This is a genomic window from Alteromonas confluentis, assembly GCF_001757105.1.
GTDB classification, from domain to species: Bacteria; Pseudomonadota; Gammaproteobacteria; order Enterobacterales; family Alteromonadaceae; genus Alteromonas; species Alteromonas confluentis.
This window is the reverse complement of record NZ_MDHN01000041.1, coordinates 421,173-437,814: the sequence shown is the minus strand read 5'-3', so window position 1 is coordinate 437,814 and position 16,642 is coordinate 421,173. Positions and strand designations below refer to the sequence as shown.

Genomic DNA, 16,642 nt, shown 5'->3' with positions numbered 1-16,642 from the left:
CTTCGCTTCCCGTGTATTTCTTGCCTCAGGTGACCTCAAATCCATCTATCAAACTGACTGATTCATTACCCGCTTTCAAAGCATGTGGTAAGGTAATGGTTTGATTATTCCCAAGTTTAGTTTCATGAAAATTCTGCACACTTCCGACTGGCATCTGGGTCAGAGCTTTTTCACTCAAAATCGAAAGCATGAACATCAGCGATTTCTCGACTGGTTACTTAACGTGGTAGACGAGCATGGCATTGACGCCATCATTGTGGCTGGTGACATTTTTGATACTGGGGCGCCGCCTAGTTATGCACGGGAGATTTACAGCCGATTTGTGGTGTCTCTGCAGGCCCATGCTTGCACATTGGTCATACTCGGTGGCAACCACGACTCAGTTTCTGTGCTCAATGAAACCCGTGGCTTGCTTTCTTGCCTGAATACTCATGTTATTGCTTCAACGTGCGCCGATCCTGCAGAGCAGGTTGTGGAAATCCGTAATAATAACGATGAGGTGACGGGGATTGTCTGCGCGATTCCGTTTATTCGCGCCAGAGATGTGATGGTTAGCGAGGCAGGTCAGTCTGGAGAAGATAAAAAGCAGAGTCTTGGTGAGGCAATAAAAGCCCATTACACTTCGGTTTATCAGTTGGCTGAAGCCCGTCGCGCTGAACTTGGCATCGATATTCCGGTTATTGCTACCGGGCACCTTACCGCCCTTGGCGTGTCAACGTCTTCCAGTGTGCGGGAAATTTATATTGGTACCCTGGATGGTTTTGATGCAGGTGGCTTTCCGCCGGCAGACTACATTGCATTGGGTCATATTCACCGTCCCCAGCGGGTAGCAAAATCTGACATTATCCGTTACAGCGGTTCACCTATTCCGCTGAGTTTTGATGAGCTGGGTACACAAAAGCAGGTGTTGGTGGTTTCCTTCGACGGCCACCAGGCCACTTCTGTTGAATCCGTACCCGTGCCATTGTTTCAGGACATGCAGGTACTCTGCGGGAGTTTGGACGACATTGAACAGGCACTGAGTGAGTTTGAGAACCAGGAGGCTTCTACCTGGTTATGCATTGAGGTGACCACACAAGGGTATCTGTCTGATCTACACCAGCGTATTCAAGCCATGGTTGAAGGTCGGCCCGTAGAGGTACTGCAATTACGTCGGGTTCAGCAACAACACGCTGTGGGTATGAGCAACGAGTATGAGAAAGACTTATCGGAATTGTCACCACAAGAGGTGTTTGAAAAACGCCTTGAATTATTAGACAGCGAGGCGGACGAAACCAAAGAAGCCCTACGACAACAATTTTCTGCCGTGGTGGCCTCGTTGGGTGAGGAGCAGGAAGCCTGATGAAAATTCTTACGCTACGACTTAAAAATCTCAATGCCCTTAAAGGCGAGTGGAAGATTGATTTCACCCGTTCTCCCTTTACCGATAATGGGTTGTTTGCGATTACTGGCGCCACCGGTGCAGGTAAAACAACGCTACTGGACGCCATTTGTTTAGCGCTCTATCACCAGACCCCACGATTAGGAAACCTGACTCAATCTTCCAATGAAATCATGACGCGGGGAACCGCAGAATGCCTGTCAGAAGTGGAATTCTCCGTGAAGGGGAAAGCCTACCGCGCTTTCTGGAGCATGCGCCGTGCCCGGGGGAAAGCCGATGGCAATCTACAGCAGGCAGTAGTGGAATTGGCGGAAGTGGCTAGTGGCGATGTGCTTGCCAATCAGGTTAAAAGCAAAGATGACGAGATTAGAGCGATTACGGGACTGGACTTTGCCCGTTTTACTAAATCTATGTTGTTGTCACAGGGCGACTTTGCCGCTTTTCTCAACGCCAGCGAAAGCGATCGCGCGGCCTTGCTTGAAGAACTGACCGGGACTGAAATTTACGCCGACATTTCCATGCGGGTTTACGAGAATTACGCTAAAGCGAAGCTTGAGTTAGGCCTGTTACGGGAAGGCATGGATAACGTATCGTTACTTTCTGCCGAGGAAAGGTTGGCGCTGGAAACGGAAATTGACGGTGCGGAATCCCAGTTAGCGTCTGCCCGTCAAAAGGTTGAGCAATGGCAGAACGGTGTGACTTGGTGGCTGGGGGCGACGGAACGCGAAGATAAGCAACGGCAAGCTACAGCAAACCTGAATCAAGCGCAGCAACACTACGATAATTTCCTGCCCCAAGAACAGGGGATTTTGTTGGCTGAGAAAGCAGCCAAGTTACTACCTGAGTGGAAAAGCCTGCAAACCATGAAGCAGGAGCGTGAGCAAGCCGCTACCAATGAAGCTGATTTAAAACAGCAGGTGGCGACAGCAGAGCAAACGCTGGAGGCGGCGAAAGAGACTAACAGACAAGCCGCCAGTGCGTGCAGCGCAGTGCAACAGGACATGAAAACGCGCATTTCACTTGTCCACGAGCAAGTTGTACCGCTGGACGATAAAATCGGTCGCCTGCAACAGGAGCAACAAGACGTTCGCCGCAAAGTAACAGAACAACAGCAAACCCTTAAAGAAAAGGAAAATCAGTTAACCACCCTTAGGCAGCAGCTAACCACGCTGAATACTCAGCGCCAACAGCAGCAAGCTTATCTTGATGCGCATAAAAATGATGGCGTGTTGAGTCGTCATCTTTCTGGCTGGCAAGGGCAAATAACATTAATGGCACAATACGAGCAGCAAAAACAAGCCTTTGAAGCAGAGCAGTCTGCACAACAAGCCGCTATTGCAGCGCAGCAAGCCAAGGTTAACCAGCTGGCTGTTGATGTGGAAGCCGCCCGTTCAGAACAGGCAGAAAAGCAAGCCGAAGCAAAGGCTGCGGTTAGTGCTTTTGAAACTCTCGGCGGTGAGCAGCGACGTGTTACTGGGGAACAACGCGCTCAGGAGATTGACGCCCAGTGGCGGCCCTTGAGCAAAGCAGCGGAAGTGCAGCGCCGTTACCTTTCGGTTTCTGAGAATATGGGGAACCAAAAGCAGCAGCGGGATGCACTGGCAAGCCGGTTGGAAATACAAAAGCAGGAGCTACAAGCATTAAGAAAGGCGTATCAGACGACAAGCCAATCATTAAAAGATGTGAGCCAATTGGTACGGCAGGAGGAGCAACTTGCCGAATACCGGGCCAAACTGGAACACGGTGTACCTTGTCCGCTCTGTGGCGCAGAATCGCATCCAATAACAGCGGAAGGCGAGATAAATATTCCAGAAACGCTGCAACGAAAACAAGCGCTTGAGCTAGAACTTTCACAAGCAGAAGAAACGGGCACCGCACTCAAGGAGCGATGCCAGCAACTTGATAGCGAATTATCAAGCTATGACCGCTGGCTTGCTGACGCCGAAGGCGAATTGCAACAGCTTGTTTCGCAGTGGGATCAACAACAGCATCAACTTCCGGTCACTCTGGTGCTTCAGCAGGCTGCTAGCGTAGGTGAATATGAAACTGCACTGCAAAATGAAGCGGAATCGTTAAGGGCTGAAGCAAACGCCCTGGTAGCACAAAAGGAGGCGGTTACCCTTTTAAGTACTGCGCTGAATGAATGTGAGCGGAAAGTAGAAAAAGCGGTTAACAATCATCAATTGGCTCTGACGCGTCTTGAACAGGGGCAAAAAGAGCAAACAGCTCTGGCTCAACGCTTGTCTGTTGTAATCGCAGAGTCTCAGGCACAGGTACAGGCGCTTCATCAGCAAGTAACAGAGGCCGGGTTGACGGTACCTGACGGGGAGTTGATGGATTGGCTGAAAGATCTGCAGGCGCGAGCACAGCGATTTGAGGCGGCACAGCAACAGGTTGCAGACTCTGAACGTCAGTCTGGCCCCCTCAATGTTGAACTCGCTGGGCAAGAAACTGCCGCGAAAGGGCTTCAGCAAATCATTGCCGAGGCGGAACACGCTGCTCAGGCATTGTTTGAACAACACAGTGAAGCACTTTCCCAGCGAAAAGCATTGCTGGGTGATACGCCGGCACGTGAGGCGCTCAATGACGCTGAACAGGCCATTGCATTACACCAACAACGGGCAGAGCAAGCACACAAAACGGTGCAAACGGCCACCGATAGGTATACAGCACTGAACGCCGAATCGTTACAACTTCAAAAAAGTGTGTCTGTTTTGTCAGAACGCCTTGAAGCCGCGCAAGCGCAGTGGTTGCAAAGTCGGGAACAGCAAGGGTTTGATTCTGATAGCGCATTTGAGCAGGCGCGACTGGAAGAGCATGCTTTGCAAGCATTAAAACAACAGCAGCAAACATTGCAGGACGCACTTAAACAGACGCGCGCGTTTGCTGATGAGGCTACTAAGGCTTACAGCACCTGGAAAAACAGTGAGGAAGCGGCCCATTGGCAAACGATAGACTTAGCGGAAGTGCAACAGGTACTGCAAGAAGCGGAAACAACGCGTGATGCATACCTTTCCCGCAGAGGGGAATTGCAAGCACGCAAGCAGGCCGACGACGAACAGAAGCAAAAACTGAAACAAATTGCTGATGACATTGAAACCAAGCAAGCTGCCTTTGATGTGTTGTCTACACTAAACGAGCTGATTGGTTCTTCCAAAGGCGATAAATTCAGAAAATTCGCGCAAGGCCTCACACTGGATAATCTCATTGTACTGGCAAATCGACAGCTAAGCCGGTTACATGGTCGCTATCGCCTGCAGCGCAAAGAAGTAAACGGCCTTTCTCTGCTGGTGGCAGATACCTGGCAGGGCGATATCACCCGTGACACCCGAACGTTATCGGGTGGTGAAAGTTTTCTGGTGAGTTTGGCGCTGGCGCTCGCGCTATCAGATTTGGTGAGTCACAAAACCAGTATCGACTCACTGTTTCTGGATGAAGGATTCGGCACTTTGGATGCGGAAACCCTGGATATTGCCCTTGATGCGCTGGATAACCTGAACGCGTCAGGCAGAATGATTGGGGTTATTAGCCATGTAGAGGCCATGAAAGAACGTATTCCTACGCAGATCAGGGTGCACAAGCGAAGCGGTTTGGGAGTAAGTGAACTTGATGCAGAATTTAAGGTGATGGAAGAGGCCGCTTTGGTGTAAGCGGCCTGCAATTAAATGCGTGGCTATTCTGGCTGAGGAAGTAACCCCAGTGACGCCAGTGCGAGTTCCTGTGCCCCCGCCGATGCGCCGCATAAAGGCGCGGTTTCTGGCATGGCGCTGGGCATAACCCGGGTTTTCACTAAGGTATTTTCAGGAATTTTTGTCATTAGCGCAGCCATAAACGCATCGTGACGGGCAAGAGGGCCGCCCAGGATTACCAGATCGGGATTGACCAGAATGGCCGTTGAAGAAATAACGTGCACAATTTTATCAATGGCCGGGTTGGCTTTTAGTGAACGGTTCTCAAGCAGGGCTTTCAGAAGCCCCTGAGATTCTACGTAATCTTGCAGGTTAGTGTCGCCATCCACTTTAAAATACCCCACTTCTCCTGCCATTCCGGAGCTGCCTCTTAACAGGTGACCACTAATGTGAATACCTGCACCAATACCGCGCCCAAAATAGAAAAACACAAAATTTTGTTCATCTTTAGCATTGCCTTGGGCTCGTTCAGCCAACGTCGCCCAGTTCACGTCATTGTCAATAGTTACCGGGCAATGGAATAAATTTGAAAACAGTGAGCAAAAATTGATGTTGTGGGAAAGGGGGAACGGTGCCTCAGGTAAAGGCACCACCAGGCCAGTGTTTGCATCTACCGGGTCGGCAATGGAAATGCCCACAGAGAGCACAACAGTATCTACCTGACGTACTAGATCTTCGGCCATTTGTGTTACGCGGCCGAGAAAAGCTTCCTGCGTAAGCACATCTGAAAGGGGAGAATGCTGCTCTGAAATCACGTTTTCGGCCAGGTCCATCAAACGCATTTGTATGTGGGCACTGTCTAGCGCCACTGCTAACGTAACGCCACGCATAGCGTTGATTTCGTACAAGATGCCAGCTCGGCCCTGCTTATTTTGTGTTTTGCGCTTCGTCTCGTTAACCAGCGATTGTCCTTTCAAACGCTGAGCTGCTTCAGAGATGGTCGGTCGTGAAATACCGGTAAGCTGCGAAATAGCCGCACGGCTCATCGGTCCATGTTGTAGCAGACATTTGAAAAAACGTCTGTCTGTGTCCAACGCCAAGCTTTGCTGTTCAAATCCTTGGCAAGATTGTTTATGTACGGGCATATTATTTTGATTATCTTACGGCGAACCGTAAATCCTAATTGTTTATTTGTTGTAAATAAATTGCGGGAAGGGAAACCGCGTTAATTTCAGATTTTGTTGTCTTTTAATTGCCTCAAAGAGTACGCAAAGACTAAAAAATGTGCCGGGTTGACAGTTGGGTGTTATTTGTACTTTTTACGCAGGCATTGCTATTTACCCAGCCTGACTCACCTTTACACTTTTCATCTCGAGTAAAATAAAAAAATGGGCTTTCGGCTCACTCGAATAATTAAATATTTGTAGCGTTACGACTAACGTTAAAACCAGATGGTATACAGATTTACTGCTTACACTAGGCCTGACTGACCGCTCAATTTCGCTTGCGGCACTTTATATAAGCCGAACTTGCAGGCATTCATATTGTGGTCTTTACTTAACCTGGTTTGTAAAACTGCTGTAACTTTTCCCGCTTATTTTAAGCAGAGAAAACGCACAAAATCTCCTTTTTTGCTCAAAATTACGACTAAAGAATACTTCATTTTCATAAAAAAGAATAATTTTGTTAGGGTGCCTAACAAAATACTTGCAATTACTTCACAAGGCGGGCTATAACTACACCTGTTACAATTCGTTAACGAAAGATAGCGAAATGTAACCCGTTTCATTGTGAGAATGGGATCATAACGAAACGATTTGCACAACGAGTGCGTGATGGGGCAAGAGTAAAGCTGCTACTCCCTTATCTTCGGATAACGGTTCAGTTTTCACCTCATAAGGGACACGCACTTAAATTCACGTGTGAAAACTCAACTGGAAACCAAACTATGTTTAATAAAACAAAGCTATCTTACGCAGTCTCTGGGGCACTCTGCGTAATGGTTGCAGCACCTGCATTTGCTCAGGATGCGCCTGAACAAGTAGAACAGATTGAAGTACGCGGCGTTCGCGGTAGTTTGTCTCAATCAATGAACGTTAAGCGCCAGTCTACTGGTGTCGTTGACGCAATCTCTGCCGAAGATATGGGTAAATTCCCAGACACTAACCTGGCAGAATCTCTCCAGCGTATCACTGGTGTTTCTATTAACCGTGTAAACGGTGAAGGTTCTGAAGTTACTGTTCGTGGTTTTGGCGGTAACTTTAACCTGATCACATTAAACGGCCGCCAGATGCCTGCAGCAAACGTTGCCTCTATTACAGGTAACCCGCTGGACCAAGGCGCTTCAGGTACTACCCGTTCTTTTGACTTCTCTAACCTGGCATCGGAAGGTGTAAGTGGCATTGAAGTATATAAAACTGGCCGTGCAGCCGTACCATCAGGTGGTATCGGTGCAACAATTAACATCAACACGCTGAAGCCACTGTCTCAAGGTGAAAACCGTGCGTCTATCGGCGCGAAAGCCATGAAAGATTACAGTGGCGACGGCGTAACACCAGAATTGAGCGGTGTTGCTAACTGGTCAAATGAAGACAACACATTTGGTGTTGCAGTGTTCGGTTCTTTCCAGGAACGTGATTCTGGTAGCCGTCACATGAGTGTTGAGCAGTATCAGCTGTATAACTGGGATTCAACGTCTCCAGGTACATTTGGTCTGATCGACGGAGCAACTGTAACTAACGCGCCTGAAGAAGGCCAGTTAGTTGCGATGCCTACTAACTTGGGTCTGGGTCTGAACGAAGATAACCGTGAACGTCTGAACGGCATGGTTACTTTACAGTTCGCACCATCAGAAACACTGACGTTAACTGCTGACGCAACTTATGCGAGTAATACTATCGAATCTACTTCTATTGTAGATGGCGTTTGGTTTGCCCGTAACTTCAATTCAATGGAATTCGATGGTAACCCTGTGGTTGCTACGCCTATTCGTTTCACTGAAGACGTGGACGGTGGTAAAGATTTCTTCTTCCAGAATCTGGTCATGGGCGCGAAAGATGAACTGAAATCTTTCGGCTTCAATGCAGACTGGTGGGCTAATGATACATTAAACCTGCGCTTCGACGCCAACGTGGCCAAAGCAAGCTCAGGCGGTAATGGCCCATACGGTAAAAACGTTATTCGTTTCAACGTTGCAGGTGCAACCGCTGGCTGGCAAACCATGGACTTCGGTCTGGATATGCCACAAGCAAGCGTTGTTATCGATGACTCTCAGAAAGGTAACAACAACGGCGTATTCGATATTGCAGATGTTGGCCCTCAGGTAACACGTGCCATTTCTTCTGATCAGACTTCCGATGTACAGCAATTCCGTTTCGACGGTACTTGGGATGAAGGCTCTGACGTAAAACTGGATTTCGGCCTGGGCTATATGTCTACTGAAATGAACCAGGTACGTTATGAAACTGAAGCGCAACTGGGTGGTTGGGGTGTAGCAGATGTTGGTAACATTCCAGAAGGTCTGCTTGATGTAACTTGTACTGCTTGTGCATTTGAAGATCACGACATGAGCGGTGTGGCCGGTGCAGATTCAATTGCGATGCCTGCGGGTTCTACTACTGTTCCTCTGGGTAGCGTATCGTTCCGCGGCAACGCTGTAGACCTGCTGAATGCAGTAGCACCAGCATACGGTTTCACACCAGGCGATCTGCCAGCAGTAGCTTCTGACAACAATACAGTTAAAGAAGATATCCTGTCTCTTTACGCTATGGCGACAATGGATGGCGAAATCGGTGGCTTCGAAGCTAACCTGGTAGTGGGTGCGCGTTACGAGAAGACCGACGTAGAGTCAATTTCATTACAGTCTGTTCCTGAGCAAATTATCTGGTTGTCTGATAACGACTTCCGTATTCAACTGGGTAACGGTGAAGATGCACTGTCTGCGAAGCACTCTTACGAGGCATTCCTGCCTAACATCGATTTGTCTGTAAACCTGTCTGATGATTTAAAAGCACGTGTTTCTTACAGCATGACTCTGGCACGCCCTGCGTATAACCAGATGTACACTGCTACTTCTATCGGTGCACCTGGTCGTCCTACATACTTAGGCGGTGTGGCTTCTGGTAGCCGCGGAAACGCAGCCCTGGATCCACTGGAATCCAACAACTTCGACCTGTCTCTTGAATATTACTACGGTGATTCAAGCATGGTGTCTGTGGGTTACTATCGTAAAGACGTAGATAACTTCGTAGGTACGCAGCAGGTTTCTCAACCTCTGTTTGGCTTGCTTGATGCAACTTCAGGTGCAGAAGGTACGCTTTCAGGTCAGGCAATTGCTGAACTGGAAGCGCGTGGTTTGGCAGTGACTGAGCGTGATTTCTTCACCATGACAGCACTATTAGCTAACCCTGAAGCTTATCCAGGCGGTGCAGATGAGTTCGTTGAAGGTCAGGCTTTCGCTGATAGCGTATTCGCTAACTACAGCGTGTCTCCACAAGCTGGTGATCCAGAGTTACAATTTGAAGTTACACAGCCTGTAAACAACCAGAGTGCACGTATCTCCGGTTACGAGTTTGCATGGCAGCACTTCTTCGGTGACAGCGGTTTTGGTTATCAGGCTAACTTCACTATCGTAGACGGTGATATCGGTTACGACATCGGTGCAGATCCTTCAATCGACCAATTCGCCCTGGAAGGTCTGAGCGACTCAGCTAACCTGGTACTGATTTACGAAAAAGAAGGTCTGTCTACTCGCGTAGCATACAACTGGCGTGACTCTTTCCTTGCGGAAGTAAACCGTGGTGTATCTGCAGTTCGTAACCCTCTGTTTGTTGACGAATACAAGCAGCTGGATCTGAACGTGAGCTATGACTTCACTGAAGATTTCACCATGAGCCTGGACGTAATCAACTTACTGGAAGAAGGTGCGCGTCAATATGGCCGTAGCTACAACAATACGTTCTTCATCCAGGAACTTGATAGACGTATCGTACTGAGTGCGCGCTACAGCTTCTAATCGCTGTTAGCAACCCGCCACTGTGGTTCTTCACTGTGGCGGATTAATTTCCTGGCCGACATCGGTCGGCCAGTTTACACTTTCAAAACCATCACGACATTGCGCATAACAAGGTAGCGCGATAACATCCCGCGTATACCATTCGTTTAACCCGCAGTAACCGGGGACCAATCTATGTCTACACCCACCGTGTTAAATAACGTTGACCACAAAGATCTGAAAGTCGATACTCGCCCATCCGCTTTTACGGGTTATCAGGTAAACCGAACTCGGATTTATGCCTCAGAAGTAAGTGAGTTGCACAAAGAATTTCCGCTGGTGTTTCATAAAGACAGTGAGTCAGGCGACATCCAAATCCACGCCATACTTGGCCTGAGCAAAGACGAAAACCTGTTCCTCGATGACAATGGTTGGATTACTCGTTATGTACCTGCATTGTTAGGTAGAGGGCCTTTTAGCATTGCCTATCGCGAGTCTGATGATGCCGCACCGCAACCTTTCATTTGTGTGGATACCGATGATCCCCGAATCAACGAAACGGAAGGGGAACCTGTATTCATGCCCATGGGCGGCGAGTCAGGTTATTTGAGCTATGTAAAACGCGCTCTGCAGACTATTGAAGCGGGTACCCAATACAATAAAACGTTGTTTGCGCTGGTGGAAGAAATGGAGCTGCTTGAACACGTTAACATTGAGGTGAAGCTCAGCAACGTGGAACAGGTTAACTTCAGTAATTACTACACGATTAATCAAGATAAACTTAGCCAGCTAAGTGGCGAAGCACTAGCGCGATTGAGCCAGTTCGGCATGCTTGGGCCGTTGTATTTTATTGTCTCTTCGCTTGCAAATTTCCAGCGCTTGATTGACCTCAAGAACGCGAAGTCATCATTGCTGTAAAGTCCGCAATTTCCTGATAATCACAAACGGAACTCGCTATGGTGCAGGCATCTCAACAGAAAGTAACCGTGTGGGAAGGCATTACGCCGGACAACATTCCTTTTGATGAACTCTTTGCTCTGGATAAACCGGTTATCCTCAAAGGGCTGGTAAAAGACTGGCCGCTGGTTAAAACCGGTCAGCAGGGTATATTGCCTGCCATGCAGATGCTGGAAGACAATTACAGTCAGAAGCCCATGCTTGTTTACCGTGCGCCCGCTTCCATAAAAGGGCGCTTTGGTTACAACGACAACTACACCGGTTTTAACTTCGCCGCAGAACGTTCAACGATTCCCAATGTGCTGGACATTATTCGCAATGAGCTGGATAAAGAAGAGCATGAATATCTGTATGTTAATTCGTTAATCCTCAACGAGGGCTTTCCCGCATTAGCTGCCTCTCACTCGCTGGCTTTTAATCATCCTGAATTCGAGCAAAATCAGGTGCTGGCCAAAATCTGGATTGGCACTGAGTCGTTGGCGGCCTGTCACTTTGATCAACCCAAGAATCTCGCGTGTTGTGTGCTGGGAAAACGCCGTTTCACCTTGTTTCCGCCAGACCAGATTGAAAACTTGTATCCAGGTCCACTGCATCCTACACCGGGTGGTCAGGTAGTGACGATTGCTAACCTCGCTGAGCCGGATTTTGAAAAGTTTCCTCGCCTAAAAACGGCGCTTGAAAATGCATGGATTGCCGATCTTGAGCCTGGTGATGGACTGTATTATCCGAGTATGTGGTGGCACGAGGTGACAGCGTTCGAGCGTTTTAACATTATGGTGAACTTCTGGTGGATGACCACAGAGCGCTATAAAGGCAATCCGATGGATGTGTTGTTAAATGGCATGATGAGTCTACGAGACAAGCCGGAAGACGAAAAGCGTGCATGGAAAGCACTGTTCGATTATTACGTATTTGGTGAAGGCGAAGTGGTGCGTGAGCATCTGCCGCCTGAATGTCAGGGCGCACTGGGGGAGATGACCGAGATAAACGCCCGCCGTCTGCGCGCCATGTTAATCAGTAACCTGAATCGATAAGGAGCCCAAGATGACTTCAGCGACGAAGACGCGTGTTGTTGTCGCCGGTGGTGGTACTGCTGGCTGGTTAAGTGCCTTTAGTTTGGTTACCCGACTGGGAAACTTGCTTGATATTACATTGGTGGAATCAGAGCAAATCGGTACCGTTGGGGTAGGCGAAGCAACCATTCCAACCATGCGCAATTTCCATCAGTTAATGGGCATCGATGAACGAGAGTTTATGTCGGCCACACAGGCGACGTTCAAGCTCGGCATTGAGTTTGAAAACTGGGGGCAGAAAAACGAAAGTTACATCCACTCGTTTGGCGAAATAGGTCAACGTGCCTGGATGGCTGAATTTCATGCATTCTGGATGGCGGCCCGTGACAGTGGATTGAACGACAGTTTAGATGACTACTGTCTGGAATTGAAAGCAGCGAAAGCCGGCAAGTTCGCCCTCGCCGCAGGCAAGAAGCCGGTTAATTATGCCTTCCATTTAGATGCCACCGCTTATGCAGCCTGGTTGCGCAAAAAGGCAGAAGCCGCAGGCGTTAAACGGGTAGAAGGTAAAATTAACAACATCGTTGTTGATGAGCAAAGCGGAAACATCCGTAGCTTAGAATTAGATAATGGTGAATGCGTACAGGGTGACGTTTTCATTGACTGTACTGGTTTCCGTGGCTTATTAATCGGCGATGCGCTTGGCGTGGAGTATGAAGACTGGAGTCACTACCTGGCAGCCGACAGCGCCATTGCTGTGCAGACTGAATCTCCTGAACCACCACGGCCTTACACCCGGGCGATTGCCCACGATGCTGGCTGGCAATGGCGTATCCCCTTACAAACCCGCACGGGTAATGGCATCGTTTATTCCAGTCGTTTCCTGAGCGATGAAGATGCTGAGAAAACCTTGCTGGCCAATCTGACCGGGAAACCCTTAACAGAGCCCCGTCGCATTAAGTTCAAAACCGGCCGCAGGGTAAAAACCTGGCACAAAAACTGTGTTGCCATTGGCTTATCGAGCGGCTTCTTAGAGCCTCTTGAATCTACCAGTATTCACCTAGTGACCACGGCACTGATCCGGCTTATGAAATTATTTCCGTTCTCGGATAATTTCGGAATATTAGCCGAAAGGTTTAACCAGGAATCGGCGGTTGAACTTGAAACTATCCGTGACTTTATTATCCTTCATTATCATCAGACTGCGCGCGATGACAGTCCGTTCTGGGATCATTACCGGACTATGGATATTCCGGATTCTCTCAGACACAGAATGACCATTTTTGCTGAAAATGGTTATGTCTGGCCGGACGACGTGTCGCTGTTCAGAGTGGATTCCTGGATTCAGGTGATGATGGGGCAGGGCTTACAGCCCAAGCAATACCATCATGCGGGCAAGATGCTTCCACCCGAAGGATTAAAACAACAGTTAGCCGCTTTGAAGCAACAAATTGAAAACCAGGTGGCACAGTTGCCACCCCATGAGCAATTTATTCAAAAATATTGCCCGGCAGGGAAGGTGGGTTAATTTTTTCAGGAGCCTGAAAAATGACTAACCGTGTTGTGATTGTAGGTGGTGGAGCCGCGGGTTGGCTTACTGCTGGTATCCTTGCTGCAAAAAATGGCATCCATTCCGGGTGTACCAATCCTGTTCATATTGAGCTGGTTGAATCACCCAATGTAAAAAACCTCATGGTGGGCGAGGGAACCTGGCCTACCATGCGCGACACGCTTCGACAAATCGGCTTGTCTGAACAAGACTTCATGCGATTTTGTAATGCGGGCTTCAAACAAGCTTCAAAGTTTGTTAATTGGCAGTATGGCAATGGCGAGCATTATTATCATCCTTTCACAGCGCCAGCTGGCTATGGTGCTGTCAACTTATCCAGTCATTTTGTAAAGAACCGTCCCGGTGCAGATTTCGAGTCTATGGTCTGTGCTCAAGGCGCAGTATGCGAACAGTCTTTGGCACCGAAAACCCTGGCCATGCCTGAATACGCTTTTGCAATGAATTACGGTTATCACCTGAATGCGGGTAAATTCACCGAAATGTTGCGATTACACTGCACGCAGAAACTGGGCGTGGTACATACGTTGGGTCATGTGGAAAACGTCAATGGCGCAGCGAATGGTGATATTGCCTCTCTGACACTAGATGATGGACGTCAGATCGACGGCGATCTGTTTATCGATTGCAGTGGTTTTAAAGCATTACTGCTCAACGGCTTCTACAATATTCCCCTGGTGAGTAAACGGGATCAACTTTTCAACGATGCCGCATTGGCGTTGCAAGTGCCTTACAAAGATGACACCGCCCCCATTGCTTCTGCAACCGTAGCGACAGCGCAGCAACATGGCTGGATTTGGGATATCGCCCTGTCTAGCCGTCGCGGGATCGGACACGTTTTCTCCCGTCAGCATTGTTCTGAAGAACAAGCTCGGGAAGCGCTAATGAATTATGTCAAAAGTGATCCGCATCTTGATGCCTCTGGTGCAGAGCCTCGTTTGATCACGTTTGAACCCGGCCATCGCTCAACGTTCTGGCACCGTAACTGTGTGGGTATTGGGGTGTCTGCTGGTTTTGTAGAACCACTTGAAGCTACTGCTTTAGTGCTGGTTGAGAAGTCCGTCGAGTGGATCAGCCACCAGTTCCCTCGTTGCCGCAATGCAATGACAGTATTAGCGAAGCGTTACAATGAGATGACTCACAAACGGTGGGAAGAGATCATCGATTTCATCAAGCTACATTATGTGTTGTCTTCTCGCGACGACAGCGAATACTGGCGTGCTCACCGGGAAGGCGCGTCTATTCCGGAGAGCCTGAAAGAGTCGCTACTCTTGTGGCAAACTCAGCCACCTTGGTTGTACGAAACCGATCGGCGGTTAGAGTTGTTCTCGTCCGCCAGTAAGCAGTACATTCTAATGGGCATGCAGGCTACCTGCAGCGATGCTTGTGTAGGACTGAGCCAACATGAAATGCGAGTGGCAGATAAAGCGTTAGGCGGTGTACAGCGCTCCACAGCAGAATTGCTGGGTTTGCTACTCTCCAACCGGGAATATCTCACCCGGCTGGCTGGTAAAGTGCAGGAAAATGCCCGCGCTAGAGCATAGCTTTGTCAACCACGATGGTATTGAAGGAATCGGCTGACATGGGTACCGTCATCAGTTTTTTGCCCAACGACACTTTTACGTTTAGTGGTTCAGCCATTTCATTCTGAATAACCAATACCAGGCTACCGTCAGGGTTTTGAAACGCCAGTTGATTTTCAAATCCAGTGAAGCTGGTGGCTGGGATGTATTTAGCGCCGGGCTTAACAAAGCTGCTCAGGTGACGCATTAGGTAATACTCAGGGTTAATCCGGTAGTTACCGTTCTCCACTGTAAACAGGGAATTTTGCGGCCAGCCCCAGGTACTACGTGGATCTTGACCTAGCACCATATTCCAGTACTCGTATACGTTGGCACCGTTTTGGATATACTTCTTCAACAGGCCCCAGGCGTAACGAGCGTAATGCCAGTCGTTAGTTCCTGTACCACATTCCTGCTCTGTGCCCCAGATTGCCAGATCGGGATGCTGCTTGTTGATGTATGGCAGCGCGCCTTTGCCGGCCCACTGAACGCCAATCCCTTTGATGTAATTGGCTGAAGCTTCATCTTGGAGAACCGTATTTACCATATCAATGGAAGGGCGCTCCAACGTGCCCAAATGCACATCAACACCCATAGGCCCCATCGCTTTACCCAAATGCGGTATAAACTGTGCGAGCCCTTCTGGTGTCCAACAACAGCTGGGGAAAGGTTGAGCTGAATTCCACTCGTTCTGAGGCATCACTGCGCTTATCACGATGTCATGTTCCTGATACGCCTGAACATACTTTTTGAAGTACAGGGCGTAAGCTTTCAGGTATTTGTCTTCCAATCTGAAATAGTCATTTCCTTCCGTACCGGTCTGTTCCGGTTTAATGCCATTTGCAAATCCACCAGGCCAAGGCTGAGCCATGGCGTAGTGGCCATTGGTTTTCATCCATACCGGTGGACTCCATGGCGAACTCCATATGGTTAAATCGTTTCGTACTTTTTGTGCAGCTTGAATAAACGGAATAAGGGTGGATTCGTCGTTCTTCACCGAGAACGATTTCATCGCAAAGTCACCGTCATTATCATTGTAACTATACCACTTCAGTGCGAAATCATTAGCAGCCACTGGTGTTCGGCAAATCGAAAAGTTTGCACCTAGCTGTTCATCAAATAATAGTGCCAATACCTCTTCTTGTTTCTCTTCAGTCAGTCCTGACATCGCCTGCCAGCCCAACTCGCTAAACGCCCCGCCAAAGCCTGTCATGGTTTGCTGGGGATTATCAAATTCCACATACACATTCACATCAACGATACTTAGGTCGCCAGGCACAAAAATATCGATGCCTTTTCGCGACTGCCAGGCATGGGTTTGACTGGTGGAGACCCAGGTGACACCGTCATTGCTACCAAGCTCTGGCGTTTTGAGTTGGCTTAGTGAGGGGGCTGAAGATGCTAAAGCATTCGGAATGCTGGCTGCAGCAGCAAGACCGCTACCGCCAACAAGAAATTGTCTGCGATTAATAGGCATGAAACGTGTTCCGTTAGTTATAGTGCTAGACGCTAACAGTAACAGAACCCTAAGCGATTGGAG

At 48.8% G+C, this 16,642-nt stretch carries 9 protein-coding genes; 7 read left to right on the top strand and 2 right to left on the bottom strand.

Annotated features, from left to right (window positions below):
* Positions 1-124: 124 nt before the first annotated feature.
* Complete coding sequence (gene sbcD, locus BFC18_RS19850; RefSeq protein WP_070127395.1) at positions 125-1,342, top strand: exonuclease subunit SbcD; 1,218 nt, start codon at positions 125-127, stop codon at positions 1,340-1,342.
* Entirely contained in the window at positions 1,342-5,031 is a 3,690-nt protein-coding gene (locus BFC18_RS19845; RefSeq protein WP_070127393.1) for an AAA family ATPase, read from the top strand. The genes sbcD and BFC18_RS19845 overlap by 1 nt, the downstream gene beginning before the upstream one ends.
* A gap of 23 nt (positions 5,032-5,054) precedes the next feature.
* Here the strand turns inward: BFC18_RS19845 and BFC18_RS19840 are convergent, their stop codons facing one another.
* Positions 5,055-6,056, bottom strand: coding sequence for an ROK family protein (locus tag BFC18_RS19840; protein ID WP_070127392.1), 1,002 nt, complete (start codon positions 6,054-6,056; stop codon positions 5,055-5,057).
* Positions 6,057-6,958: 902 nt separating this feature from the next.
* On the opposite strand from BFC18_RS19840, the gene BFC18_RS19835 reads away from it, so the two are divergent.
* The 5 genes from BFC18_RS19835 (at position 6,959) to BFC18_RS19815 (ending at position 15,084) form a co-directional block, all read left to right on the top strand.
* Positions 6,959-10,024: a TonB-dependent receptor gene (locus BFC18_RS19835; protein WP_070127390.1), complete on the top strand. Its 3,066-nt coding sequence runs from the start codon at positions 6,959-6,961 to the stop codon at positions 10,022-10,024.
* A gap of 174 nt (positions 10,025-10,198) precedes the next feature.
* Positions 10,199-10,921, top strand: coding sequence for a SapC family protein (locus BFC18_RS19830; RefSeq protein ID WP_070127388.1), 723 nt, complete (start codon positions 10,199-10,201; stop codon positions 10,919-10,921).
* A gap of 38 nt (positions 10,922-10,959) precedes the next feature.
* Positions 10,960-11,994, top strand: coding sequence for a cupin-like domain-containing protein (locus BFC18_RS19825; protein ID WP_070127386.1), 1,035 nt, complete (start codon positions 10,960-10,962; stop codon positions 11,992-11,994).
* Positions 11,995-12,004: 10 nt separating this feature from the next.
* Positions 12,005-13,501 carry a tryptophan halogenase family protein gene (locus BFC18_RS19820; RefSeq protein ID WP_070127384.1) on the top strand — a complete coding sequence of 499 codons (1,497 nt, stop codon included), beginning with the start codon at positions 12,005-12,007 and terminating at the stop codon, positions 13,499-13,501.
* Positions 13,502-13,521: 20 nt separating this feature from the next.
* Complete coding sequence (locus tag BFC18_RS19815; RefSeq protein ID WP_070127382.1) at positions 13,522-15,084, top strand: tryptophan halogenase family protein; 1,563 nt, start codon at positions 13,522-13,524, stop codon at positions 15,082-15,084.
* Here the strand turns inward: BFC18_RS19815 and BFC18_RS19810 are convergent.
* Positions 15,074-16,579 (bottom strand): glycoside hydrolase family 30 beta sandwich domain-containing protein, encoded by a 1,506-nt coding sequence (locus BFC18_RS19810; protein ID WP_070127381.1) that lies wholly within the window; start codon positions 16,577-16,579, stop codon positions 15,074-15,076. The two genes, BFC18_RS19815 and BFC18_RS19810, sit on opposite strands and share 11 nt — an antisense overlap.
* Positions 16,580-16,642: the final 63 nt, after the last annotated feature.

What these genes read in the sequence shown, in the direction of transcription:
- sbcD (WP_070127395.1), top strand. Translation starts at nt 125, where the DNA reads ATGAAAATTCTGCACACTTCCGACTGGCATCTGGGTCAGAGCTTTTTC.
- BFC18_RS19845 (WP_070127393.1), top strand. Translation starts at nt 1,342, where the DNA reads ATGAAAATTCTTACGCTACGACTTAAAAATCTCAATGCCCTTAAAGGC.
- BFC18_RS19840 (WP_070127392.1), bottom strand. Translation starts at nt 6,056, where the DNA reads ATGAGCCGTGCGGCTATTTCGCAGCTTACCGGTATTTCACGACCGACC.
- BFC18_RS19835 (WP_070127390.1), top strand. Translation starts at nt 6,959, where the DNA reads ATGTTTAATAAAACAAAGCTATCTTACGCAGTCTCTGGGGCACTCTGC.
- BFC18_RS19830 (WP_070127388.1), top strand. Translation starts at nt 10,199, where the DNA reads ATGTCTACACCCACCGTGTTAAATAACGTTGACCACAAAGATCTGAAA.
- BFC18_RS19825 (WP_070127386.1), top strand. Translation starts at nt 10,960, where the DNA reads ATGGTGCAGGCATCTCAACAGAAAGTAACCGTGTGGGAAGGCATTACG.
- BFC18_RS19820 (WP_070127384.1), top strand. Translation starts at nt 12,005, where the DNA reads ATGACTTCAGCGACGAAGACGCGTGTTGTTGTCGCCGGTGGTGGTACT.
- BFC18_RS19815 (WP_070127382.1), top strand. Translation starts at nt 13,522, where the DNA reads ATGACTAACCGTGTTGTGATTGTAGGTGGTGGAGCCGCGGGTTGGCTT.
- BFC18_RS19810 (WP_070127381.1), bottom strand. Translation starts at nt 16,579, where the DNA reads ATGCCTATTAATCGCAGACAATTTCTTGTTGGCGGTAGCGGTCTTGCT.